Below are 22,700 nucleotides of genomic sequence, written 5' to 3'. Positions count from 1 at the left end.
CGATGTTTTCGCCACGGAACAATAGCGGGATTCGCGATTCGCACGATCCGTAGTCCTTATCTGGATAATATCCAGCTCGTCCCTTCCCCGGAAGGCCAGGCTTGCGACTCGACGCAGATTTCCTTGCGGTCACCGCATCAGCATGATTGCTGCTCTGGCTCCTCGAATTGGCCGCTGAATAAGAGCTGCAGAGCTGTGCGCCCCGGGGCATTTGCGGCAGGCACCGAACTGCAGAGCGTCAGCAATTGGCGTCCGCAGGAGTCTTCGCCTGGGTGCGCCCCGCCAAGGGCATGATCAGCAGCGCGATCGCCGTCAGCGCGGAGGCCACCCAGATGGGGGAGAGCAGGCCCAGCCCGGTGGCCAGGCCGAATGCACCCAGCGCGGGCCCGGCAGCGGCTCCGATGTTCAGCGCCGCGGTGGCGTACGAGCCACCCATCGTCGGCGCCCCCGAAGCCGCGTACAGCACTTGTGTGATCAGGGTGCTGCCCACGCCGAACGACAGCGCTCCCTGCACGAACAGCAGGATTATCAGGGCGCCCGGATGGGATGCGCTCAAGGCCAAGGCAACCCAGCCTGCAAGCAGCAGCGGTCCGCCGAAGGCGAGCACGGCCCCCGAATGCCGATCCGCGAGCCGCCCCGCGAGCGTGACGCCGAGGAACGACCCGCCGCCGAAGATCACCAGGGCTACGGGTATCCACCCTTCGGCCAGCTGCGCGTGTTCGGTGACTACCGGTGCCAGGAAGGTGAACGCGGCGAAGGTGCCGCCGTTGACCAGGGCGCCGAGTCCCAGGGCGAGAATCAGGCGCGGCGTGGCTAGCTCGCCGAGTTCCACGCGCAGCCTCGGAGCGCCCGAAGCGTCCGCGGGCTGCCCGGCAGTTGGCCCGAGACCGCGCAGGATGCCAATGGCTGCGGGAATGCAGAGGACGGCGATCGCCCAGAATGTGGTGCGCCAGCCCATCGCCGTGCCCAGCAGCGCCCCCGCGGGCACGCCCGCGATGGTTGCGAGCGTGGTTCCAGCGAGCAGGATCGACAGCGCGCGCCCCTTCTGGTTCTCCGGCACGAGCGTGCCGGCCGCGCTCAGTGCGACGGCGAGAAATCCGGCGTTGGCGAGGGCGCCGAGCACGCGGGTGATGAGCAGAATCGAAAACAGGGGCGTTATCGCTCCGATCACGTGGCTTGCGGCAAAGAGGAGAAGGCAGAGCAGCAGCGTGAGCCGCGGCGGCCAACGCCGGGCGAAAGCGGCCATCACCGGCGCACCGATGACCATGCCTAGCGCAAAGGCGGAGGTCAGCAGCCCGGCAGTGCCGAGGGGCACACCAAGTTCGGTGGCGATAGCGGGCAGCAGGCCCGCGAGCATGAATTCTGAGGTGCCCATGACAAAAACGGCCAGGGCAAGCAGGTAGAGAGCAAAAGGCATCGAGGACTCCGAGGTGAGAGGTCAAAAGGGGGTTCCTTTTTGTCACCACGGCCAGGGGCCCGGATAAGTCAGGCACGCGTGCGCGCAGGGCGCGGCGCTGGTGCTTAGCGGTTCAGGGGACTGGCGGGGTGACCGGCAGTCCCCGACTTGTCTGACTCGGGACTCGACATGCCTGAAACTATACATGGTGCCGATGCGCCGCATTCCGGAATTTCCGCCGGGCTGCCCGGGAGAGTGGATCAGCAGGAGGCGGCTTGCGCGACGGTGAAATGCTGGCCGCCGCCAGGGCCCTCAAGTTCGTCGAGCACGGAGATGGCTAGGTCGGCCGCGGTGATCCGCGAGATGCCGTGCGCATCGGTGAGCAGTGTGCCCCGCCCGCGCCGATAACCGCCCGTGCGCTCGCCGGGTTCGAGAATCGCCGGCGGGCTCAGGTAGATCCATCCGCTGTAGGGGTGCCGCTGGCAGGTTTTGAACTGGTCGAGGCTGGCCTGCGCGACGTGCTTCCACGCAGCGGGCACGTAGTCGGGGTCTTCGATCAAGAGCCGGCCGGGATCCGTCGGGGAGCGCAGCGGTGCCGCGCCGCCGACGATCAGCACCCGAGTGCCGTGCTGCTCGGCGGCGTCCAAAACGCCTCGGGTGAGCGGCGCCAATCGGGACTCTTCGCCCGGGCCGAGCCGGATGGCGAGCACCGCCGCGTCGGCCTTGGCGAGCACCGGGTGCAACGCTGCGGTGTCGGCTGCATCAACGGCCAGTGTGCTCAGCCGGTCGTGGCGAGGTGCGGCGTGGTGCCCTCGGGAGAGCGCGATGACGTGGTGTCCGCGGTCGAGGGCTTCTGCGGCGATGGCTTTGCCGGCCATGCCGGTGGCGCCGAGAACTGCAATGTTCATGCGGGGAACCGTGCTTTCTTCTTCGTTGGGCCCAGTTGACCGGCGACCATGGCGATGAGCGCGACGGCGAAGCCGAAAAGTTGGCCTGGGGTGAGGACCTCGGCGGCGATGGCCGCGCCGAGGGTTGCGGCTACCAGCGGGGAAAGCAGCCCGAGCAGTGCGGTCGCGGTCACCGGCAGCCGGCGGATGCCGGAGAACCATAGTCCGTAGGTCAACAGCGCGCCGATCAGGCTCAGCCACAGGTATCCGGCGACCGCCGGGCCATCGATGCCCGGCGGGATTCCGTCGAAGAGCATGGCCGGGATGAGCAGCAGCAGTCCGGCGGCGGTGAGCTGCCAGCCGGCGAGTCCGATCGCCGAGACGCCCTCGGGCCTGCCCCATTTCTTCGTGAGCACGACGCCGGTGCCCATCGAGGCGGCCCCGGCTAGGCCCGCGAGGATGCCGAGGGGATCAAGGCCCGCGTCGGGACCGAGCACCACGAGGCCGACCCCGGCCATGCCGCCGAGGCCCCAGATGACCCGCCATGCGGAGAGCTTTTCGTGCAGGATTGCTCCGGCGAGCAGCGCCACCACGATCGGCTGCGACGCACCCAAGGTGGCGGCGATGCCGCCGGGCAGGTGCTGGGCGGCGAGGAACAAGAGCGGAAAGAACGCGCCCATGTTCAGCGTGCCGAGAACCAGGGACTTCCACCACCAGGACCCGCGCGGCAGCCGCCGGGCGATCAGCAGGGCGAGCAACCCGGCGGGCAGCGAGCGCATCAGCGCTGCGAAGAAGGGATGCCCCTCGGGCAGCAAGTGCGTCGTGACGATGTAGGTCGTGCCCCATACGGCCGGGGCGATCGCCGTCAGCAGCGTCCAGCCGATGCGCGAGGTCAGCAGGGTGCCGGGAACTGGCAGCGGGATCGTCGTTGTGTTCATATATTCATCTTCTGCCGAACCGAATCATGAGTCCAACACATTGTTGTCATGCCATCGATGAACTGCAATCATGAATGCATGGAACTTCAGCAGATGCGCTATGCGGTCGCGGTCGCCGAGGAACGCAGCTTCACCCGCGCCGCCGCGCGCTGCCACGTGGTGCAGTCCGCGCTCAGCCACCAGATCAAGGCCCTGGAACGCGAACTGGGTCTCAGCCTATTTGCCCGCACCAGCCGCCGCGTCGAAGTCACTGCCGCCGGCGAAGCGTTCCTCGTCTCGGCCAGGCTGAGCCTCGACGCGGCCGAACGCGCGGCCTCGGCTGCCGCCGCCGCGACCGGCGAGATCCGCGGCACGCTGACCATCGGGGTGATTCCGACGGTGACTGCGCTCGACATTCCCGCGGTGCTTGGAGCTTTCCACCGTGCACATCCAGCGGTGGGGATCAGGCTGCGCGGCGGAGGCAGCGACGAATTCATCGCAGCCATCGCCGACGGAAGCATGGATGTGGCCGTGCTGGGGCTCCCCGGGGCGATACCGCACGGCGGGGTCGACGCCAGCGTGCTGGCGCGTGAACGGCTCGTCGCCGTCGTATCCGCGCAGCATGCGCTCGCCGGCCGGGGAGAACTGCGGCTGGTGGAGCTGGCCGAGGAGACGTTTGTGGACTTCCCCGTAGGCACAACCGGACGAGCCCCCTCGGATCTTGCCTTCGCGGCGGCCGGGATCCGTCGTGAGGTCGCGTTCGAGGCGATGAGCACCGACCTCATGCTGGGCCTGGTGCGCAGCAACCTCGCCATCGCGCTCCTGTCCCCGGCGGTGATCCCCGACAGCGGCGACTTCCGCGCCATCCCGATCAGCGACGGGCCCACGCGCATCGAGTACCTGGCGTGGAGCGGCTTCAACCTCTCGCCGGCGGCCAAGGCTTTTCTGGACGGTCTGCATGGTTCTGCAAGCGCCTGAATCCCCACGGTCCGGGCCTCGCGGAGGCATTCCAATCGAGCCGGGCCGATCCACGACTTCAACCTCAGGCTCCGGGTTGAGATTCTCGAGATTGTGCCAGAATGATTTCATGATTCTGCCGACCCCGACCATGGAGACCGAACGCCTGCGCTTGCGTCCCTTCACGGATGCCGACGCGGAGGACCTTTTCGCCTTGCAAAGCGATGTCCAGGTGCTGCGTTATTGGGACTCGCCGCCCTGGGATGACCGGGCGTCGATCGCCCGATTCATGGTGGGGTGCAGGAAAATGGCGGAGGAAGGCAGCGGTGCCCGCGTGGCCATTGAACGCCGCTCCGACCAGGCTTTCATCGGCTGGTGCACGCTGAACAGCTGGAATCCGGCATTTCGAAGCGCTTCTCTGGGATATTGCCTCAACCAGGCCGCCTGGGGCAACGGCTATGCGACGGAAGCGGCGCACGCCCTGCTGCGCTGGGCGTTCGGCGCCTTCGACCTCAATCGCATCCAATCCGAGGTCGATACCCGCAATGCCGCATCGGCTCGGGTGCTCGAAAAACTGGGCTTCCGCTTGGAAGGCACCTTGCGCGAGGACTGCATCGTCGATGGCGTGGTATACGACTCCTGGGTGTATGGCTTGTTGCGCAGCGAGTGGGCCGGTTGAGCGGCACATGGCGATGTCAAAGGGATCGGGCACTTGATCTGGAGCCCCTGACATATAGGTCAGTATGCGCTGTATAGTCATTGTATGCTGACTATTGCTTCTCGCCTGGATGTCATGAACCGGCTCGGCCGGGCCATGGCCGATCCGACCCGCTCCCGCATCTTGATGACCCTGCTCGGTGGGGCGAGCTACCCGGCGGTGCTCTCGCGGGACCTGGAATTGACCCGCTCGAACGTCTCGAATCACCTGGCCTGCCTGCGCGATTGCGGGATCGTGGTCGCCGAACCCGAGGGCCGGCAAACCCGCTACGAGATCGCCGACCCGCACCTCGCCGCGGCGCTCACCGCGCTCGTGGACGTGACCTTGGCCGTGGACGAAAGCGCGACGTGCCTGGATCCGGCCTGTGTGGTCCCGGGCTGCTGCGCAAAGGGTGCCGTGCAGTGATGGCCGCGGAGCTCACGCTGGCACGGAGGGACGTGCTGCGGCGGCGGATCAAGATCGTCGTGGCAATCACGATCTCCTGGAACGTGATCGAGGCCGTGATCGCGCTGATCGCCGGTTCGGCCGCCTCCTCGGCGGCGCTGATCGGCTTCGGACTGGACTCGATCGTCGAGGTCCTCTCTGCCGCGGCGGTGGCTTGGCAGTTCGCCGCGCCCGACCCCGGACGCCGGGAGAAGACCGCGCTGCGGGTTATCGCGGTCTCGTTCTTCGCTTTGGCTGCCTACGTCTCGGTGGATGCCGTGCTTTCGCTCTCCGGGCTGCGCGAGCCGGAACACTCCCCGGTGGGTATCGCGATCGCCGGGTTGAGCCTCATCGTCATGCCGCTGTTCAGCTGGTTCGAGCGCCGCACGGGCCGCGAGCTCGGGTCCGCCTCCGCGGTCGCAGATTCCAAGCAGACCCTCATCTGCGCCTACCTGAGCGCCGCCCTGCTCGCCGGCCTGCTGCTCAACAGCCTGCTCGGGTGGGCATGGGCCGACTCGGTCGCCGCACTCGTGATCGCCGTCTTTGCCATCCGCGAAGGAGTCGAAGCGTGGAAGGGCGATGCCTGCTGTGCCGCCCCGCTGGCCGTGCTCACCGGGGAACGGGAGACAGAGGCGTGCAACGATGAGTGCAGTGACCACTGACCGAGCCAAAAGCTTCCCGATTGCTAATCTGGGAAGATGAACATTCGGCGAGCCGTGCTTCGCGGCCTGATGCTGTGGTTGATCTTCTCGCTGGTCGGGATCGGCATCGTGGCGGTACCCGACAATGGTGGTGCGGTTTTCCGGCTGAGCCAGGGGCATGGGCCTTCGCCGTGGGATCTGCTCGGTATCGCGATGCTGCTGCTCGGCTGGGTCCTTTTCCTCGTGCCGCTCATCCGGGCCCGAGCGCTGTGGCCGGTTCCCGGTCTCGTCCTCGGCGGGTTCTTGGCCGGCCTGGCAATAGTAGTGTGGTCGGTGCTCTCGGATACCGGATCGTGGTGGATTCTTGGTGCCTCGCTATCAGCCGGGGTCCAGCTGGTGGCCGCAATTGCGGTCGCCGCCGGGCGGAGCCCTAGCCGGCGCGGAGTTCGTCCGCAACGGGAATAGCCCCAAGGCAGCTCATGGCACGGGCCGCCGCATCTGGCTGCGGGGCTGCAACCGGTCGACGGCGGCCGCTACTTCGAGGCTAGCTGCCGTTGAATCCGCCGCCCGGTGCAGAAGCCCACGATCGGTTGCAATGCGATGCCGAGCGCCGCGAGCACGATCCACAGGGCCAGATTCGCCTCGGCAGGCGGGGACATGAACAACCCGGAGCCAAGCCACATGCCGATACCGGCGACGGCAAACAGGAATACGTAACCGAGGAGCTTGCACGGCATTTTGCTGGCCGTCATCCCCAGGAGAGCCAATGACGACCAGAAGAACGAGGCGATGACAAACAGCGCCGACAGCCCAAATGCCAGTGGCTCAGAGATGTACCAAGCGGCAACGGTTGTGCCGTAGATATTTTGGTCGACGGCTATGGGCCAACTGATCATGAAGATCAGCATCAGCAGGACTGCTGCCAGCGTGGAGAGCATTAAGAGTTGAGGCAGGCCTTTGGCGGGCAATCCCGAATCCGGGCGCTTGGAGTCAACGCCCAGGAAGGTGAAGAGCAATGCGCACATGGCGACGGCGATGCCGGACCATGCGCCATCTCGCTGGACTTCATTGATGTGGTTTGTGGTCAGGAGCCCGGTAGCGGACAGCAACACCAAGATGGTCCCCATGACCGCGACGAAGATCGCCTTGTAGAACATTGTCCGGAGCACCGGAATCCAGATCAGCGGCGAATCACCCTTGGCGCGCTTTGACGTTTGCTGATCCGATTTTGCTGCGCGTCGGTTAAGGGAACCCATCTGACTATTCTGCCTCAATGCGGCGGGAGCTAGGGTGCCTTGCGCTGTTCGCTGGCGGTCTTCCGCATGATCCGCAGGTAGCCGAAACCGACGAACAGATGCAGCAGGGCACCAGCGGCGAGAATGTAGACACCCGGGGTGAAGAGCACCGAAAGCTGATCGATGCGCCCCAGCGCAACACAGGCCAAGCCCAGCATCATGATCCCTGTTCTGATCTTTCCAAGCCATGTTGATTCCGGCGGGGAAGACAGGCGCAAGAAGAAGTAGGTGCACAGCAAGGTCAGATCGGTGATGAAGATGGCCAACCCGATCCACAGCGGAACCGATCCGTTCAGCACAAAGGCGATGGCGATGGCAACGATGCCGAGGCGGTCGGCGATGGGATCGAGCAGAATGCCGAGCCGGGAAACCTGGCCGAACTTGCGTGCGATGAAACCGTCGATCCAATCGCTCAGGCCGAAGGCCAGCAGCAAGATGGCGGTGAGCACCGGCCGCGTATCGGAGATCAGGTAGCCGCAGATGGGTATGACCAGCAGGAAGCGGAGCACCGTGATGGCGTTGGGGATCGTTGCCCAATCATGCTTACGTCCCGAGCGCATCGCCACCGTTTTCTCCTTTTCTCCTACGTTGAACGATTGCCTACTGTGGAGAAAATTACAAGAGCTCGGGAGGCTTCGCGGGGATTAAAACACTGATTGGAAGCCACCCTAGAGTGCGGATACGGTCACTGGTACGCTGAGCCTTGTTCAGCGACTCCAAGGAGAACCCACATGTCTGATGTCACACAGCTCGCCCAGAAGCTCACCGACCTGCACGATTCCGGCCGTACTTTGGTTCTTCCCACGGTTTGGGATACCTGGAGCGCCAATGTTGCGGTCAGTGCGGGATTTGAAGGTCTCACCATCGGAAGCCACCCCGTAGCGGATGCCACGGGCAGCGCAGATGGCGAAAAGATGGACTTCAAGGATTATTTGCGCCACAGCCAAGTCATTATGGATTCGGTCAGCATCCCGGTCAGCGTCGATGTTGAATCCGGCTACGGACTGGAACCAGCGGAACTTATCGGGCGGCTTCTCGATGCTGGCGCCGCCGGAGCGAACATCGAGGATGTGGTGCACTCCGAGTCAAAGCGCGTGCGCGAGCGCCAGGAACATGCCGATTACATCGCCGCCGCGCGCCAGAGCGCCGATGAGGCGGGTGTTTCCTTTGTTATCAATGGGCGCACCGACGCGTTGAAATTCGGCACCGACGTCTTCGCGGACCCCGCCGAAGAAGCGATCGCCCGGATGAAGCTGATGGAGCAGGCCGGCGCGCGTGCGGTCTACCCCGTGGGGCTGAGCACCGCCGAACAGGTCCGGCGCTTTGTCGACGCGGTGCAGATCCCGGTCAACGTCACCGCTCATCCGGTCAAAGCCCACGGCGCAGGGAACCTCGCGGAGCTCGGCTCGCTCGGAGTTCGCCGCGTGACCTTCGGCCCGCTATGGCAAATATGGTTGGCAGAACTTTCCGCGGCGGAACTGGCCAAATGGGTCAAGTAGCCCGTCGCGAAAGGTAATTTGCGCTGGAGCGCAGTCCTCGATCGGGACGGCTAACTTCCCGATCGAGGATGACCGATCCCCTGGGGGAGCGGCCAGCCTCAGACGTGGCTTCAGCGATCAGGCCAGGGTTCCGGCCGCGTAGGCGGCCTGTCCGACATGCTGGATTGCATCGTCGAGCATGGAGAGCAGCCGAACCCCGCGGGTCACCGGCGGCTCCCACGCGCGGTCGACGATCTCATCGAGCTGCGCTTCGCCCAAGGTTCGGACGTACCCGCTCAGCGCGGCGAGCGTTGCCTCGAGGTAGTCGAGCAGCAGCTGCTGGTCCTCGACGACAATGCTCCTCGCCTGCTCTGGGCTGTGCCCGTAGCCGAAGCCCATCCCGATCTCGCCGAGCTCAAACCGCTCGCCGAAGTCTTCCCAGACCTGGCGCCGGTCGTTGAGCTCGGCTAATTGCACATCGAGTTCCCGGGCGCTATGCCACAGCAGCCAGGCAATTGAATTCGGGTGTCCCGCAGGATGCGCGTTGAGCTGCGCGGCGCCGAGCGGTGGAAGATTTCGGGCGGCCGACAGCGGCCGCGTAGCCAGCTGGATGAGCATCTCTTTGGAATCCATATTCCACATTGTGCCCCGCTCGCCGCGCTATGTCAGCCCGGAGGCTCGGCGAGCAGCTCAAAGTGCACGGTGTGCGTGGGAACCCCATTGATCTGCAATGCGATCCCATGAAGCCCGGGATAATACCGGCGGGTGGTGATCGCCCGGAATGAATGGGAACGGCCGATGTCCAGGCTTTCGCCCGGTGCCAAGGTGCGCGTGGCAAGTTTGAAGACCTTGGCGCTGGTGGACCCGTTGGCCTTGAGATGGTGGACGAGGTAGTCGATGGCCAGCGCGCTCGGCTCGGCGCCGGCATTGCGGATGGCCGCGGTGAATTCCACGCTTCCACCCCATGGAACTTGTTGCTGGCCGAGCCGCGGGCCGTCGATCTCCAACGTCGCCGGAGCAAAGCCGAGGACCGCCAGGGCCTGGGGATCTCCGCGCTTGATCAAGGTACGCAGTCCGTGCTTCACCAGCGGCAGTGTGGTTTTCTCGGGAGCTTGCAGCCAGCGGCGAGCGGTCTGCGTGACCAGCTGCGGAGCATCGCGGCTCAGGTCGTTCAGGTGGTTCGCCACGGAACGACGCACATACTGGCTTTCATCGCGGTACAGCGCATCGAGGATGGGGATGGTGCGGCCGGGCGTCGCGGTGAGCTGCGGAACGCGAACCGCCCAGGGCAGATAGGGGCGGGTGCCCTCGCTGGCCAGCCGGCGCACGTGCTCGTCAGGGGACCGGGTCCACTCTTCGGCGATCTCCAGGGCCTTGTCCAGGTCATGGATGAGCAGCGTCCGAATGGCGAACTCCGCGGTCAATCTCCCGGTGAGCGCGGCCAGCAGGGCCATAGCGTCGTTGAATGCCGCGGAGGTATTCTCCCGTACCGCACGGGTCGCCACCGCGCTGGTCACCGGCCAGATCATCCAACCGGTGAAGGTCGCGGAACGCTCGCTGGCTTCTCGAATGACCGTTGCCAGCCGCGCGTAGTCTTCGGGGAATTCCGACAGCAGGGCATCGCGCAGGGCATCGGCGCGTTCGCGCAGGCTCAGCTCGGCCAGAGCGGCACTGGCTGCCGGCAGGAATTGCAAGGGCTGCTCCGGGACGATGGCCTGGATCTCATGGGCGAGCTGTTCGGCGACATCGGCACCGATGAGTTGATCGGCGAAAGGCATAATGCCATTGTTTCCCGCATCTGCGGGATCTGCGAATTCTGCGATCGGGGAATTCGGATGAAGCGCTGGGCTGATGCCCACAAAGCCTGCGAGGGCCGCCCGGCTGGGCGACCCTCGCGGGAAGCTTAAGGAGCGAACCGAGGTTAGCTTTTAGGGAGGATCTGGAAGCTGACGGCGCCTTGCTCGTCTACGGCCGCGTCGAGCACCTTGTCGTCGAGCTCATCGGTGATCAGCTCGTCGAGGTAAACCGGGCTTCCTTCGCCGCGAACTACCACGTCGGCTGGTTCCGGTGCGGGAACGATCTGCACCGCGAAGGCTGCTTCGTTCGGTGCTCCGGCACCTTCGGACTGATGGATTCGGAGTCCGGCATCTGCTGCCTCGGACTGGTTGGTGACGATCGCGGTAACGATCGTATCTGCCTGGTCGGTCAGTGTGAGCACGAGGCTCTCCTTCCGGTTGCGGACATGCCAAGATCAGGGCACGTGGGTGCCACCATTCCAAAAACAAGCACGAATCTCAACCCCGCTTAACACCTGCGAAATACGCATACGCATCACCGAGCTCTCCGGTACCCTCCTCCTTCGCAAAGGCGGCGCAGGGCTCTAGCCGAAGGCGAGGTAGGGCGCGGATTTCCCGGGCTCGCGCACCCTGAACCGCAGTTCCAGGTCGCTGCGCTCGATCAATTGCAGCTGATGTGCGTAGGGCTCGCTGATGACATACACGGTGTCGCGCAGCTGCCATTGCTCGGCGAACCATTGGCGCAGCGCAGCCAAGAGGCGTTCATCGAGCCCGGATTCCAGCCGCGATTCACGAACCCAGAAATAGATGACCGCCTCCAGCTCCGCCCAGGCGCCGGGGCCCACCGCGCTCACGGTGGATTTGGCCAGGAATTTGGCGCCGGGCGGGTAGACGTACACGCAGCCCAGGCACTCGGTTTCGCTGGGATCGAGCATCGTGTAGGTAAAGGCGCGATGCTCCTTGTGGAAGCGCTCATGCTCGATGAGGTCCTCGCGGTTCTCCGCCACGCTGAAGTCATCGGCCGGCCACGGGTCCTGCTCCCAGAGCCGCAAGGACTCGCGGGTTTCCATCACCGCCGCGTAGTCCAATGCGGCGTCCTCGGCGGTGAGCGGACGCAGCAAGAACTCCTCGTTGCGCAATTGAACGGGAATCGGTGCGTTCGGATCGGTGATCAACACGGGCAGCTCCTGACGGCGAAGGGGGCAACCCAGCATAGATTGCTTGCAGGGAAATTGTGGCCGAAGTCCATGCGCGGTGCGCTAGCGTAAGACCATGAGCAACATTGCAGGACTCGAGGAACTTTTAACCGCCCTGAACGCGGGCCAGAGCATCACCGGAGGTTCCGGGCATCACCAGGCGATGCATGCCGCGAGCCAGGAGGCGTTGCGCATCGCCGCTCAGCTGAACGGAAGCTACCACTCGCCCGCGGCGGTCCGTGCGCTGCTCGGCGAGCTGACCGGGAGAGAGGTGCCAGAATCCGTCCAGTTGTTTCCGCCATTTACGGCCGACTTCGGCAAGAATATCCACTTCGGCGAGAACGTGTTCGTCAACAGCGGCGCCAGATTCCAAGACCAGGGCGGGATCGAGATCGGCGAGGGGTCGCTGATCGGGCATAACGCGGTGATCACCACGTTGAACCATGACATCGTGCCCAGCCGGCGCGCGGATATGCACCCGGCACGGGTGGTGCTTGGCGCCGGCGTCTGGCTTGGCGCGAATGTGACGGTGCTCCCCGGGGTGCGCATCGGCGATGGCGCGGTGGTCGGTGCCGGGGCGGTGGTGACCAAGGACGTGCCGGCCGGGGCCATCGTCGTGGGAGTGCCCGCCAAGCAGGTGGGCAGCGTACCGCAAGAGTAGTCCAACGTCGGGTTCAGCGGCCGCCACCGGTCAGCGCACGGTTGAATTCCAGGGCTGTGCCCAGCCACGAAGCCAAAGCCTCGTCCTTCTCGAGGCTCGCGGCGTCCACCTGGATCCAGCCCGGCCCCATGCTCCGTCCGGTGCCCATTTCCGCCTGGCCGGCTCCGGGGCTCAGCAAGAGCTCGGCGTGGTTCGCCGGGGCAACATGAACCAATAACGCCCCTTCCTTGAGCGCGCCGACCAGTAGTTTCTCGTTGACCATAAATGAGTGGCCGCCGAACATCGATACCTCGCGCAGGACCGGCTCGCCGGCTAATTTCTCGCGAATGCGCTCGATGAGCAGCTGCTGGGCCGTGTGCATCATCTCTGCCCTCGCTTAGCGGGGCTCGGGCGGGGCATAGGACATCCGGTCAAAGACCAGCACGCTGTCGCTGATCTGGCCGTCGGAGACGGTAAAGCATTCGCCGGCCACGGCGGAGGAGGTGCTGGCGGTCTGCGGGTAGTAGAACAGCGCCACGCGGTTGCCCTCGGCGAATTCGGCGATCTGCGCGGTACCGGTCAGCAGCGGCGCGAACCCGGCGATGAACTGCCGGTAGGCCTGTTTGCCCTCCAGATCGAGGCCCGGCGCCCGGCAGGTGATGGCCTCGGCGACATAGCTCATCGCCAGCTCGACATCGCCCGAAGTCCAGGCCCGATGATAGTTCTTGACGATTTCCAACGCTGAGGATTGCTCCATGGTGGGTTCCTTGGGATTTAGAAGGTCAGTTTTGTGCGGAGGCCGCGGACGACGAAAAAGAGGATCACTGCCTGCGCGGCAAGCAGGAACGCGCCGGAGCCGACACCGTCCCAGCCCATTGCCAAGCCCGACTGCAGGGTGCCGATGCCGCTGGCCACGGGGTAGAACAGCGGCCAGAGGATCGCGAGGTTACGCACGCAGGCAAAGACGATGGCGAAGGCGAGGGCGATCAATCCGAAGCTCAGCGCCACCGGCAGCGGAACCGATCCCACATGCTGCAGGGCAAAACCGAGGCCGGTGAGCGCGATGGCCGGCAGCCAGCCGAAGGCGCGTTCCCAGCGTAGATAGAGCCAGCCGAAGACGAAGAAGGGCTCCCAAAACACCAACAGGTTGGCTAGCAGGTGGGGGAGGAGCTCGACCTGCTGCGCGGCGGCAGTGGTGATGAGCTGGTAGGCGGAGCCGGCCCCGAGGAGCGCGGCGATGATCAGGGAGCGGAGAAGGAATCTGCGGGTTATGCCGAGCCCGGCCCAGCCTTCCCGACGCTTCCTAAGCACGGTAAGCGCCGGAATGAGTGTGCCGAAAAGCAGGATGCCGACAATCAAGAACCCGCCGCCGAACGCGCTGCCGGCCCAATAGCAGGCCCAGAACGCCAGCAGCGTGCCCAAGGCAATGACGGTGTCGCGGCCGGGATCCCAAGCGAAGATCCGCCGCCGGATCCGCGGCGGCGAACCAGATGCGGTGGAATCGGAGGTCGGGGTGCTGGAACTCGACATGCTCATATCCTCGTCGGTGCGGTGAGTTGAGCCGCTTCTGGGTCCGAAGCGTGGCCCGGTGGCTCTTAGCCTAGAGCCGATTCCGATAGCTGGCTAGGGAGCTCCGCCGGACCGCTAGTATTCGCCCTTGAGCACGAAGTAGGATCCGCGGATAGTTCCGGCAAGTTTCGACTTCTGCCGGGCGAATTTGAAGCGCTGGGCAAGTTCCTCGGGCACGTCCATCCCCTCGGAGAGCTTGAATCCCACCGCACGCTTCGCACCGGGTGCCAGGGAGTAGTGCACATTGATCGAGAGACCGGATTCGTAGAAGAGGTAGGCGCGTTTGGCGCCATCGGCTTCGAAGAGGCTCGCCTGCAGCACCGGGGATGCGATCTGCAGGTCGCGTTCGTCGGCGAGGATGCGGTGCACCCAGTCGACAATTTCGGGGACGTCTTGGGCGGCACTGAGCAAGAGGTCGTGGTCGAACTTATTCTTCAGGTACCGGGCCTCATTGGCGCGCAATCCGGCGAGGGCATCGGCCACCGGTGAGCTTTCCAGACCCGCGGTGCTCACCTCTTTGAAATCGACTAGATAGGACATGCATGCTCCTGGAAAATATTGGGCCGACCGGTTATGCCGATCCTACCTTTGCTTGTGCCTGTTCACGAGATGGGCAGGGGCGCGAAATTCTAGCCGGGAGCGTAGCATCGAAGCATTAGACGGAGCCGCGAATTAGAGGAGCCATGTCGATGCTGCGCATTCCACCGCCGGTATTAGCGCTGGGCGCCGGTGCGCTGCAGGCGCTCCTGTCGCGCCATCGCCACAGCTCGCCGCGCTCACGAGTATTCGCGGGATTGCTGTTGCCGGTCTGCTTGGCGCTGGATATCTCCAGCCTCCGGGCCTTCCGCCGCCGGCAAACGACCATCAACCCGATGGCCTTGGACTCGATGAACGATCTGGTGACGGACTCGGCGAACGCCTTGACTCGCAATCCGATGTATCTGAGCCTGGCGGGGTTGCTCGTAGCGCACGCCCTGTGGCGGCGCAGCGCGCTGGCGTTGCTTCCGGCCGCGGGAGTTGTGCTGCTGCTGGACAGGGTGCAGATTCCCGCCGAGGAAGCAGCGCTCGAAAGGGCCTTCGGCCAGCGCTATCGCCGCTACCAGGAGCAGGTCCCGCGGTGGGTATCGGGGCGCACGATCCAGCGACTGCTCGCACGGTAGGCTGGGCGCATGTACCTGGAAAACATCGTTTTTGACTCGGTGGATCCGCAGCGTCTCGGCCGATTCTGGCAGGAGCTGCTGGGCTGCGAATTTCTGGACGAGGATGCCAGCGGATTCGAAACGCGCCTGCACATCCCCGACGGGCCGACCCTCGACCTGTGCTTTCAACGTGTTCCCGAAGCTCCGCGGGATCCGGTCCGGCTGCATCTGGACCTGCTCGGTGGCCAGGAGCAAGAACAGGTGATCGCCCACGCGCTCGCCTTGGGCGCGAGTCCCAAGGATATCGGGCAGCAGGATGTCCCTTGGGTGGTGCTGGGCGATCCTGAAGACAACGCCTTCTGCGTCATGGAAGGCCGCGCAAGCTATAGCAATACCGGACCTATCGCCGCGCTGCCCCTGGATTCCTCCGATGTGCGTCGCGACGCCGCCTTCTGGTCCTGGCTCACCGGCTGGGAGCAGACCGCGCTTGGCCGGCCCGGAACGCTGCGCCATCCAAGCTATCGCGGGCCGGTGCTGGAAATATGCCCCGAACCGCTGGCCAAGGGACCGGAAAAGAATCGACTGCACCTGGACGTGCGTTTGGAAGCCGCCGATGATGCCGAGGCGCTCGCCCGAGAGATCGTGCGCCGCGGTGGCACGGAATTGCATCCGAATTGGGGCGAACTGCCCTGGCGCGTCTATCAGGACCCCTCGGGCAACGAATTCTGTGTCCTGCCAGCGGCGGGAAATGACCTATGAGCCAGGAGCTTGAAGCCGACGCTTGCTTCGTCGATGCGCGCCTCGCCGAGCTCTATGACCCGCTTGATGCCGACCGCAGCGATCTGGAGCCCTATGCGCAGATCATCGACTCGTTGGGTGCGCGCAAGATCTTGGACGTGGGCTGCGGGACCGGAACCTTCGCCTGCCAACTGGCCGCGCGCGGACTGCAGGTCACGGGGGTCGATCCTGCGGGCGCCAGCTTGGCGGTGGCCGGCGCCAAGCCCCAGGCACCGCTGGTGCAATGGGTGCACGGGACGGTGGCGGACGTGCCGACAGGAGATTATGACGTGGCGGTGATGACCGCAAATGTCGCGATGGTTTTCACCGGCGATCTCCAGTGGCAGCAGACCCTGGAGCGCATCGCGCAGTTGCTGAAACCTGGCGGGCGGCTGATTTTCGAGGCACGGCGGCCCGAAGCGCGTGCCTGGCTGAATTGGACGCCGGAATTGACCCGCGAAACGACTCTGATCGATCGGCTGGGGCCGGTCAGCACCTGGATCGAAGTGCTGGACTACGCCGATGAGTTGCTCAGCTTCCGTGAGACCTTTCGCTTCGAGCAGGAGGGCAGCGAACTGGTCTCGCATTCCACACTTCGCTACCGCACTCGCCAAGAGCTGACGCGCACGGTGGAAGCCGCGGGATTCTCGGTTCAGACGGTGCAGGATGCTCCGGATAGGCCCGGGCGGCAGTTCGTGTTCATTGCCCGGCGCGACACGAGCGATTAGTCTCGTCTCCATTGGAGCGAACCACCAAAGGCAAGGAAACATCGTGAGAGAGCAACAGCCGGCCCAACCCCTGCCCGAGGGCATCGCCGCGGTCCACGGCACCGGATTTCCGGTGGTCCTGGTGCACGGCAACGGGGTGGACCACCGGATCCTCTTCGCCCTCGATGAGCAGTTGGAAACTGCCGGCACCCTGCAGCGCATCTACATCGACCTGCCCGGATTCGGTGGGACTCCAGCCTTGGCGGGCCGCGCCGGCCTGCCCGAATTCGCCGCCTGGCTCCAGAAGCTGTTGCAAAACCACCTGGGGGCACGCCCGTTCGCGCTGATCGGCAATTCGCTCGGCGGCCTGCTCGCCCAGGAGATGGCAGACCGCTTCGAATCCCAGGTGCGCGGCATGGTGCTGCTGGCGCCGGTGACCCGACCGGCGGCCGAGGAACGCACGGTGCCGGCGCGCAGCGTGTTGCACGAAGACGAACTGCTGCTCGAGGAGCTGGGTCCGGTCAATGCCGGGCACTACGCGCAGATGTCGGTGATCCAGACCCGCGCGAACTGGGAACAATTCGAGCGCCATGTGCTGCCCGGAGTGCTCGCCGCTGACCTGCGCGCCATGGCGCATCTGTCCACCCGCTACTTCTTGGAGACGCTGCCGGTGGACCGCGAGCGGATTTCGCAGATTCCGGTGCTCATCGCCTGCGGAAGGCAAGACCACATCGTCGGGTTCGAGGACGCCAAGGCGCTGCTGGTCCGCTACCCCAACGCTTCCTTCCTCGAACTGGACCGTGCCGGACACAACGCGCATATTGACCAGCCCGAGATTTTCGCCCAGGCGTTGGCGCGCTGGACCGCGACGCTCACTACTAGCGGCTAGCGCTCGCCGGTATCCTCGCCGCACCCTGCCAGGACTTGCCACTACTTCCGGGAGTTCTGATTCGTTGCGTCAGATGAAAACCTCCGGTGTGACTGATAACTTTAATTGGCGGTTTAGTTGCAGCTCTAAGAGTCGGTTCGTGCAGTCCCAGCAGGGGGAACGTTCTACGGGACAGTTCGGGGAAGCCGTTTGCGCAGTACACCGATGTGCAGAGGCGTGTTGATTTTTCTGAGGGAGTGAATCGGAACGATCTTTTCCTGATCTTAGAATGCCGAATATGCGCACCGAATACGATCGTTTAGGAAGCCGATTCAGCTGGGCACTTCTCCCTTTTGTCGGTACCGGGTGTCAGAATGGAGACATGCAGCATACGGTCCCTATTTACAGCATCGCGAAATCCTACACCGCCGCCGCCGTTATTTTGACGTTTAATCCTCAACAACACATCGGTGATCGCCTAGTCTGGTTACCTGCGCATTTGAAGTCTCTGTCGTTCGAAGACTTGCTCTCTCACCGTTCCGGGCTCAATGATTACTTTGTTTGGCCGGACTATCGAGCAGCAGTAGAAAACGCCGCAGAACCCTGGGACTCAAAGGACATTATCGCTCGTGCAGAGGTGCAAAACCCCGGCGTATTTCGCTATTCAAATATCGGGTATCTACTTTTACGCTTAGCTCTCGAAGATTTCCACCAGAAGCCTTTTTACAACGTGCTCGACAGCTTGATCTTTAGCCCTCTTGGTATTCAAGCGTCCCCTTTTGATTGCCCTGATGATTGGGAACAGTGCAATCATCCCGCGATCACTGAAGAACTGCGCAATTACAACCCAGGATGGGTGTACACCGGAACTTTCGCTGCCACGCCCGATGAAGCTGCACGCGGTATTGCATTAATCATGCGAAATGAGCTGGGGTCGGCTTTGCCTGAAGCAATGTTGAAAACCCATTTGGTTGGTGCTCCGCAGAATCATCCAATGTCGCCGGAAGCTGGATACGGGCTGGGACTTATGACGCGCGGTCTACCTCCAGTAGTTGTTGGGCACGGTGGGCAAGGCCCAGGGTTTAATCACTTCACTGCGGTCAGTTCCGATGGTTCTCGCTGGTGCGGAGCTACGAGCGTGCAGGAAGGTGAAGATCAGGATTTGATTCGTCGTTGCGTGGCGGCTGTGAATCCTCGGTGAGGACGCAGTAGATGCCACACCGAAAACGATGGTTTTTGAGCTGGTTGATCCGCTCTAAGACTATCGCTTGCTGCTTTGGCCCTCGGGTAGTCGTGCAGGATTAGAAGTACCTGTTTCTGAGATTTCGAACGAACTAGTCCGCAGAGCGAGAACGACTCCCAAAGCCAGCGTCAGCAGGAGCAAACCTTCGCGGAGGGCTGTACCAATCGCAGTGAGAATAATATTCTCAGGTAGCGACGTGAGCATCCAATCTCCGAGGTCGGTTGGTTGCATAAGAAGAAAGAGCAGTCCTGTTAATCCCCAGCGCCGGGTGCGGGCGTTCAGGGAGAGACGCAGGACAATAAACACCAGGAACACCCAATGGTGTATCCAGCTAACCGGTGAGAGCAATTGGATGCTTGCACCGGCTATAAGAACTGCATCGAGTGTTCGCTGTGCTTTGTGTAAGCGGTAAGCAAGGGCCAGAGCTGTCGTGGCTACGCCTAAGATGAAGAAGGCTTTGACTGCTAGGGGTGCATCCGGCCAAAAGTATGCGAGAGCGCCGGAAATGGAATTGTTCCCGCTCGTTGCGAAGTTGCTGCCCAGATCTACTTTGTCGCTTAGCGACAGGATCTCCACGCTCAGATAATGCCATGTATTTACGGGGAAGAGTACAGCGCCGATGGCCAGGGTTCCCAGACCTCCTGCACACATCCACATTGCTGCTCGGAACTGGCGAGTGATCAAAAGATAAAACAGAAAGAATGCCGGAGTGAGCTTGATTCCTGCTGCAATGCCCGTCAATAAGCCACGTGGGAGCCAAGAAATCCGCTGTGTCTTGTTAGCCGCTAGATCATAGAGGCAGGCAACAGCTAGCAGGATATTGATCTGTCCGAAAGCAAGATGCTGAGCGATCACTGTCGTTCCGCTCAGCAGGAGAAACAGGGCGATAACAAACTTGGATGAGGGATCCTGGCTGATAGAGCGGGCGAGGAATCTCAGCGCCCAAGCGAGTCCGCAAAGCATGACGAAGGTCCAGGCCACCCAGGCCAGCATTGGTGGGAGCCAAGCGAAAGGCTGGATGAGTAAAAGGGTGAAAGGGGTGTAGACGAACGGCAACCCCTCATCTGGCAACTGTCCGCTGAAAATATTGTGAGCGTAGATATTCTCGGTAGTGAAAGCCTGCCGCGCCGCGTCGTAGTAGACAAAAAAATCTACGGGCATGTAGGTCACGCGAGATAACGCCAGACACAGAAAAAGTAAGGTCATTGCCAGCGGGAGAAGATACTGAATTAAGTATTTCTGCTTTAGCACTGGCAACGACCTTACTTGTCTATTGGGTAGAGATTCTCTCTACTCACTCTATGACAATTAGCAAGAGCGAAGATAGAAGGCGTTGGTGATTGAGTAGATTCCACCGTCCTGTTTCCGCAGCAGAGTTGTGCCTGGACCGACGCACTGCTCGTAGTTTCCTACAACCTGGTCAATCTGGATGTAGGCATTGCCAGAACCGCAGTGGTTGTAGTAGCTGTATCCCCCGCTTGCGTAATAGCCGCAGGTGGCAGCTTGCGCGGCAGGGGCCGCTACAATTGCGCCCGAAGCAATAATGCCCAGCGCTAATGCGGCTCCTGTGAGGCGTTTCTTCAATCCGATCATTGTCTTACCTTCCCTTTTGAGATGCAGTGACAAGACCAAAATATGTATATTTAGATTTTTAAACTAGTAGTGATATTTAAATATTTTGAGTGTAGGATACGCAAATCAAATATCTGGACTAAGGGGCGGACACCTTCTGGAATCGGTGGCTAGAGCAGTAGGTGGGTCTGTAATATGCCTTTATGACTGCGACAATTATTCGCCCACTTAGGGGTCGGATTCAGGTAAGGGGTTTGCGCGCTCCCCGAACTGGACAGCCGACGAACAGGGAACTGTTTAGAACGGCAACTGGCGCTGCCATCCGACCGACATGGGTTGGGGCCCCTCCTGGGGAACCGGGCTGGAAAGGGTATTGGACGATCGCACGTCAACATCTAACGGACGTTGCCGAAGCGGTCGCTATCCGCGATGGACTCGTATTCATTGAGATGCACTACAGCACGGCCGAGCAGTGCGATACGAGATACCAGACAGCTGAAGGCAATGACTGCACGTGCTCCTGTGAAGGCAAATACCACGGCAAGGGTGAGCATGCAGCTTGGCTCGAAGTCGGCGATACGACGCTGTTTCGCGGGGGAGAAGAGAAGATCGTGACGCGTTCTCTAGATGATCAACAAGCCTTGCAGGATCGCGATGACAGGTTGGACGAACTCATTCGTCAGGTTGGAAATTGATCAGTTTTTCAGGGTGAGTCAATAGCGGTGGTTTTAGATCGCGATTACACCCGGAACCCTGAAGAGCCGAAAAAGTCATAACCTAGATGACGATTTACACATTTGCCTTTACTATTAAAATTGAGTTCATATCCAAGATGACCTCACCGTCTCTCGACGACCAGACAGCGTTCCAACACAAGAAAGGTTTCATCTCTTGAAATCTAAAACCTTTGGCTCCATCGCCGCAATAGCTCTATTGGCGTCTTCCTTGATGGTGACCCCAGCTATTGCAGCAACGAATAGCCCCACCGACTCAGTAGAGCCGATTTCGCATTTTGGGATTGACGCCAGCAACGTCAAGGTAGATGTTTCCTACGTTGATGTGGACAGATTGAACCAAGATGAGAAGCAGGCTTTGGAATTGCTTGCAGAACGAGTAGAGCAGGATGGAGGAGGAGTCATTCTTAGTGTGAGCTCTACCGAGTATGTGCCTGAAGCATCTTCGAATAAAGCAGCAACAACATTTGCTTTGCCTGGTGGGTGCAAGTTAGTAACAGGTGAGTACCATACCCCGAACAGCAGCAACTACAGCCATGTGTCCGGATGGGCGCACAACCGCTGCGACCAAGCCTTTTCGCACAGAATCGAATTAGATATCCATAAAAAGAAAGCCGGAGCTCCAGGTAGCGGAACCATTGTCGCCAGTGAAACAGAGTTCCACAACGAAGTTGAAACTGATTACACGTGCAAAACCGGCTATGTTGCTGAATTCAATACAGTGTCACAAGGACGTGTAACCATCGCTGGCAAAGGCTACATCGCAACAGGCGCTTCAGGCTGGAGGCGATACAACTGTGGTGGATAATTTCCCAGGAGAGCGGAGTGAGGTTGACTATTCTGCGAATGGCCATCAAGACCCAATATTCACAGAACATGCTCTTCTCAAACTGAATCAGCAGTGCTTGCCGTTACCTGAAGTTGACGTGGCAATTGACGCAATGAATCGTGCCACGAATTCAACGATTGCGACTAACAGCAAAGCAGATGTAGACGTATTGCGCCATCTGGCTCTTCTGTATCTGGAATCTTTCAGAAACAAGAACCTTTCCAGAGGTGAGCATAATAAAGCCATCATGAATGTCGCTTCCATAGTGGTTTCGCTTCGTGCCCCCGAAGCCCGTCTTATCTCTTCAGAGGAAATGGATAGCCTACTTTTGAAAATCTACTTGTACTTCTTCCTCGAAGAGTCCACCCCTATTCAGCTCGTGAATAGTCTGCTCAAGTAAGGATAAATACACGCGTGCACGAACTGTGCATCAGTAGATGGTGCAATCCACTCCTATAAGTGGAATGCTCCCCGATAGTTGGACTGTGAAATGAACTGCTCCCCGAAAATTGGACTGTAAAAAGTCGACACTTTTGAGGGAGCATTTTCATGCGTGCACGAAGCACACTCACCGCGAAACAACGGGACTAGGGAAAACTGCAAAAGAAGACAACTAACACATTTCGACATTGAGGTGACAACAATGCATAGAGTCGTACCGTGGTACTTCGCAGCCGCAGTTCGAATTTGATTCATGCTCTCTTGATTCTCTCCTCGCTGCTGCTCATATTGCTCTTCCTGAGCAGTGGTTCAGCCAGTCACTATGAGAAGAGAGCATCAGGGATAACGGCATTTTCCCGCCACTGAACGAGCTCGGCGAAATCCTTAACGTGTGGGCTGAGGAGAATCTAGCGTTATTTGTCGGTCCGGAAATTTTCAAGTCAAGTGAGACCACTAAGTGGCTCTTCAGAATTGAGA

At 61.7% G+C, this 22,700-nt stretch carries 30 protein-coding genes; 15 read left to right on the top strand and 15 right to left on the bottom strand.

Translation table 11 applies throughout. The annotated features are described in order from the left end of the window. Positions 1 to 238: 238 nt before the first annotated feature. The 3 genes from CIK76_RS17600 to CIK76_RS17590 form a co-directional block, all read right to left on the bottom strand. The gene (locus CIK76_RS17600; RefSeq protein WP_096288874.1) at positions 239 to 1,417 is read right to left on the bottom strand and encodes a Cmx/CmrA family chloramphenicol efflux MFS transporter; all 1,179 of its coding nucleotides are present in this window, start codon (positions 1,415 to 1,417) and stop codon (positions 239 to 241) included. Between the two features lie 239 nt (positions 1,418 to 1,656). Next, the gene (locus CIK76_RS17595) at positions 1,657 to 2,304 is read right to left on the bottom strand and encodes an NAD(P)H-binding protein (protein ID WP_096288872.1); all 648 of its coding nucleotides are present in this window, start codon (positions 2,302 to 2,304) and stop codon (positions 1,657 to 1,659) included. Then, positions 2,301 to 3,221 (bottom strand): EamA family transporter, encoded by a 921-nt coding sequence (locus tag CIK76_RS17590; RefSeq protein ID WP_096288870.1) that lies wholly within the window; start codon positions 3,219 to 3,221, stop codon positions 2,301 to 2,303. The genes CIK76_RS17595 and CIK76_RS17590 overlap by 4 nt, the downstream gene beginning before the upstream one ends. A 57-nt stretch (positions 3,222 to 3,278) precedes the next feature. On the opposite strand from CIK76_RS17590, the gene CIK76_RS17585 reads away from it, so the two are divergent. The 5 genes from CIK76_RS17585 (at position 3,279) to CIK76_RS17565 (ending at position 6,404) form a co-directional block, all read left to right on the top strand. Continuing rightward, positions 3,279 to 4,178, top strand: a complete 900-nt coding sequence (locus tag CIK76_RS17585) for a LysR family transcriptional regulator (protein ID WP_255248533.1) — start codon at positions 3,279 to 3,281, stop codon at positions 4,176 to 4,178. Positions 4,179 to 4,287: 109 nt separating this feature from the next. Beyond that, the gene (locus CIK76_RS17580) at positions 4,288 to 4,836 is read left to right on the top strand and encodes a GNAT family protein (RefSeq protein ID WP_096288866.1); all 549 of its coding nucleotides are present in this window, start codon (positions 4,288 to 4,290) and stop codon (positions 4,834 to 4,836) included. An 84-nt stretch (positions 4,837 to 4,920) separates the two neighbouring features. Beyond that, positions 4,921 to 5,280 (top strand): metalloregulator ArsR/SmtB family transcription factor, encoded by a 360-nt coding sequence (locus CIK76_RS17575; RefSeq protein ID WP_096288864.1) that lies wholly within the window; start codon positions 4,921 to 4,923, stop codon positions 5,278 to 5,280. Beyond that, complete coding sequence (locus CIK76_RS17570) at positions 5,280 to 5,960, top strand: cation transporter (RefSeq protein WP_096288862.1); 681 nt, start codon at positions 5,280 to 5,282, stop codon at positions 5,958 to 5,960. Before CIK76_RS17575 ends, CIK76_RS17570 begins: the two co-directional genes overlap by 1 nt. 36 nt (positions 5,961 to 5,996) lie before the next feature. Beyond that, a complete protein-coding gene (locus CIK76_RS17565; RefSeq protein WP_096288860.1) occupies positions 5,997 to 6,404 on the top strand; it encodes a hypothetical protein in 408 nt (135 codons plus the stop codon). A gap of 68 nt (positions 6,405 to 6,472) precedes the next feature. Here CIK76_RS17565 and CIK76_RS17560 read toward each other — a convergent pair whose 3' ends face one another. Continuing rightward, entirely contained in the window at positions 6,473 to 7,195 is a 723-nt protein-coding gene (locus CIK76_RS17560; protein WP_096288858.1) for a hypothetical protein, read from the bottom strand. 29 nt (positions 7,196 to 7,224) lie between these two features. Beyond that, a complete protein-coding gene (locus tag CIK76_RS17555; protein WP_096288856.1) occupies positions 7,225 to 7,794 on the bottom strand; it encodes a CDP-alcohol phosphatidyltransferase family protein in 570 nt (189 codons plus the stop codon). 171 nt (positions 7,795 to 7,965) lie between these two features. Between CIK76_RS17555 and CIK76_RS17550 the strand changes: the two genes are divergently transcribed. Beyond that, positions 7,966 to 8,733: an isocitrate lyase/phosphoenolpyruvate mutase family protein gene (locus CIK76_RS17550; protein WP_096288853.1), complete on the top strand. Its 768-nt coding sequence runs from the start codon at positions 7,966 to 7,968 to the stop codon at positions 8,731 to 8,733. Positions 8,734 to 8,850: 117 nt separating this feature from the next. Here CIK76_RS17550 and CIK76_RS17545 read toward each other — a convergent pair whose 3' ends face one another. The 4 genes from CIK76_RS17545 to CIK76_RS17530 form a co-directional block, all read right to left on the bottom strand. Further along, positions 8,851 to 9,345 (bottom strand): DinB family protein, encoded by a 495-nt coding sequence (locus tag CIK76_RS17545; RefSeq protein WP_096288851.1) that lies wholly within the window; start codon positions 9,343 to 9,345, stop codon positions 8,851 to 8,853. A 32-nt stretch (positions 9,346 to 9,377) separates the two neighbouring features. Further along, positions 9,378 to 10,490, bottom strand: a complete 1,113-nt coding sequence (locus CIK76_RS17540; protein WP_096288941.1) for a DNA alkylation repair protein — start codon at positions 10,488 to 10,490, stop codon at positions 9,378 to 9,380. Between the two features lie 143 nt (positions 10,491 to 10,633). Then, positions 10,634 to 10,930 (bottom strand): Fe-S cluster assembly protein HesB, encoded by a 297-nt coding sequence (locus tag CIK76_RS17535; protein WP_096288849.1) that lies wholly within the window; start codon positions 10,928 to 10,930, stop codon positions 10,634 to 10,636. A 162-nt stretch (positions 10,931 to 11,092) separates the two neighbouring features. After that, positions 11,093 to 11,686 carry an N-acetyltransferase gene (locus CIK76_RS17530; protein ID WP_255248532.1) on the bottom strand — a complete coding sequence of 198 codons (594 nt, stop codon included), beginning with the start codon at positions 11,684 to 11,686 and terminating at the stop codon, positions 11,093 to 11,095. 94 nt (positions 11,687 to 11,780) lie between these two features. On the opposite strand from CIK76_RS17530, the gene CIK76_RS17525 reads away from it, so the two are divergent. Further along, positions 11,781 to 12,365, top strand: a complete 585-nt coding sequence (locus CIK76_RS17525) for a DapH/DapD/GlmU-related protein (protein WP_096288845.1) — start codon at positions 11,781 to 11,783, stop codon at positions 12,363 to 12,365. A gap of 13 nt (positions 12,366 to 12,378) precedes the next feature. Here CIK76_RS17525 and CIK76_RS17520 read toward each other — a convergent pair whose 3' ends face one another. The 4 genes from CIK76_RS17520 to CIK76_RS17505 form a co-directional block, all read right to left on the bottom strand. After that, complete coding sequence (locus CIK76_RS17520) at positions 12,379 to 12,729, bottom strand: TfoX/Sxy family protein (protein WP_096288843.1); 351 nt, start codon at positions 12,727 to 12,729, stop codon at positions 12,379 to 12,381. A gap of 12 nt (positions 12,730 to 12,741) precedes the next feature. Further along, positions 12,742 to 13,101 carry a nuclear transport factor 2 family protein gene (locus CIK76_RS17515; RefSeq protein ID WP_096288841.1) on the bottom strand — a complete coding sequence of 120 codons (360 nt, stop codon included), beginning with the start codon at positions 13,099 to 13,101 and terminating at the stop codon, positions 12,742 to 12,744. Positions 13,102 to 13,118: 17 nt separating this feature from the next. Next, complete coding sequence (locus CIK76_RS17510; RefSeq protein WP_096288839.1) at positions 13,119 to 13,874, bottom strand: hypothetical protein; 756 nt, start codon at positions 13,872 to 13,874, stop codon at positions 13,119 to 13,121. Positions 13,875 to 13,988: 114 nt separating this feature from the next. After that, on the bottom strand, positions 13,989 to 14,453 hold the full coding sequence (locus tag CIK76_RS17505) for a phage tail protein (RefSeq protein ID WP_096288837.1): 465 nt from the start codon (positions 14,451 to 14,453) through the stop codon (positions 13,989 to 13,991). 149 nt (positions 14,454 to 14,602) lie between these two features. Between CIK76_RS17505 and CIK76_RS17500 the strand changes: the two genes are divergently transcribed. The 5 genes from CIK76_RS17500 to CIK76_RS17480 all read left to right on the top strand — a co-directional run bounded on the left by CIK76_RS17500 (position 14,603) and on the right by CIK76_RS17480 (position 18,605). Further along, complete coding sequence (locus CIK76_RS17500; protein WP_096288939.1) at positions 14,603 to 15,073, top strand: isoprenylcysteine carboxylmethyltransferase family protein; 471 nt, start codon at positions 14,603 to 14,605, stop codon at positions 15,071 to 15,073. A 9-nt stretch (positions 15,074 to 15,082) separates the two neighbouring features. Further along, complete coding sequence (locus CIK76_RS17495) at positions 15,083 to 15,811, top strand: VOC family protein (protein ID WP_096288835.1); 729 nt, start codon at positions 15,083 to 15,085, stop codon at positions 15,809 to 15,811. Next, positions 15,808 to 16,557 carry a class I SAM-dependent methyltransferase gene (locus CIK76_RS17490; RefSeq protein ID WP_096288833.1) on the top strand — a complete coding sequence of 250 codons (750 nt, stop codon included), beginning with the start codon at positions 15,808 to 15,810 and terminating at the stop codon, positions 16,555 to 16,557. Before CIK76_RS17495 ends, CIK76_RS17490 begins: the two co-directional genes overlap by 4 nt. Positions 16,558 to 16,600: 43 nt before the next feature. Next, positions 16,601 to 17,425, top strand: coding sequence for an alpha/beta hydrolase (locus tag CIK76_RS17485; RefSeq protein WP_217990432.1), 825 nt, complete (start codon positions 16,601 to 16,603; stop codon positions 17,423 to 17,425). 277 nt (positions 17,426 to 17,702) lie between these two features. Next, positions 17,703 to 18,605, top strand: coding sequence for a serine hydrolase domain-containing protein (locus CIK76_RS17480; RefSeq protein ID WP_176484297.1), 903 nt, complete (start codon positions 17,703 to 17,705; stop codon positions 18,603 to 18,605). A gap of 60 nt (positions 18,606 to 18,665) precedes the next feature. Here CIK76_RS17480 and CIK76_RS17475 read toward each other — a convergent pair whose 3' ends face one another. Both CIK76_RS17475 and CIK76_RS17470 read right to left on the bottom strand, forming a co-directional pair. Further along, positions 18,666 to 19,898, bottom strand: coding sequence for a glycosyltransferase 87 family protein (locus CIK76_RS17475; RefSeq protein WP_096288827.1), 1,233 nt, complete (start codon positions 19,896 to 19,898; stop codon positions 18,666 to 18,668). A gap of 57 nt (positions 19,899 to 19,955) precedes the next feature. Continuing rightward, a complete protein-coding gene (locus tag CIK76_RS17470) occupies positions 19,956 to 20,240 on the bottom strand; it encodes a DUF6355 family natural product biosynthesis protein (protein ID WP_096288825.1) in 285 nt (94 codons plus the stop codon). A gap of 428 nt (positions 20,241 to 20,668) precedes the next feature. On the opposite strand from CIK76_RS17470, the gene CIK76_RS17465 reads away from it, so the two are divergent. The 3 genes from CIK76_RS17465 to CIK76_RS17460 all read left to right on the top strand — a co-directional run bounded on the left by CIK76_RS17465 (position 20,669) and on the right by CIK76_RS17460 (position 22,182). Next, positions 20,669 to 20,914 carry a hypothetical protein gene (locus CIK76_RS17465; RefSeq protein WP_096288823.1) on the top strand — a complete coding sequence of 82 codons (246 nt, stop codon included), beginning with the start codon at positions 20,669 to 20,671 and terminating at the stop codon, positions 20,912 to 20,914. Positions 20,915 to 21,110: 196 nt separating this feature from the next. Continuing rightward, positions 21,111 to 21,761, top strand: a complete 651-nt coding sequence (locus CIK76_RS19180; RefSeq protein WP_141393610.1) for a hypothetical protein — start codon at positions 21,111 to 21,113, stop codon at positions 21,759 to 21,761. Next, positions 21,754 to 22,182 (top strand): hypothetical protein, encoded by a 429-nt coding sequence (locus CIK76_RS17460; RefSeq protein WP_128471010.1) that lies wholly within the window; start codon positions 21,754 to 21,756, stop codon positions 22,180 to 22,182. Before CIK76_RS19180 ends, CIK76_RS17460 begins: the two co-directional genes overlap by 8 nt. The last annotated feature ends 518 nt before the right edge of the window (positions 22,183 to 22,700 follow it).

This window comes from Glutamicibacter sp. BW80 (assembly GCF_002332385.1).
Taxonomy (GTDB): domain Bacteria; phylum Actinomycetota; class Actinomycetes; order Actinomycetales; family Micrococcaceae; genus Glutamicibacter.
Note: the sequence above shows the minus strand (reverse complement) of the source record. Positions and strands in the feature narration are given on the sequence as shown.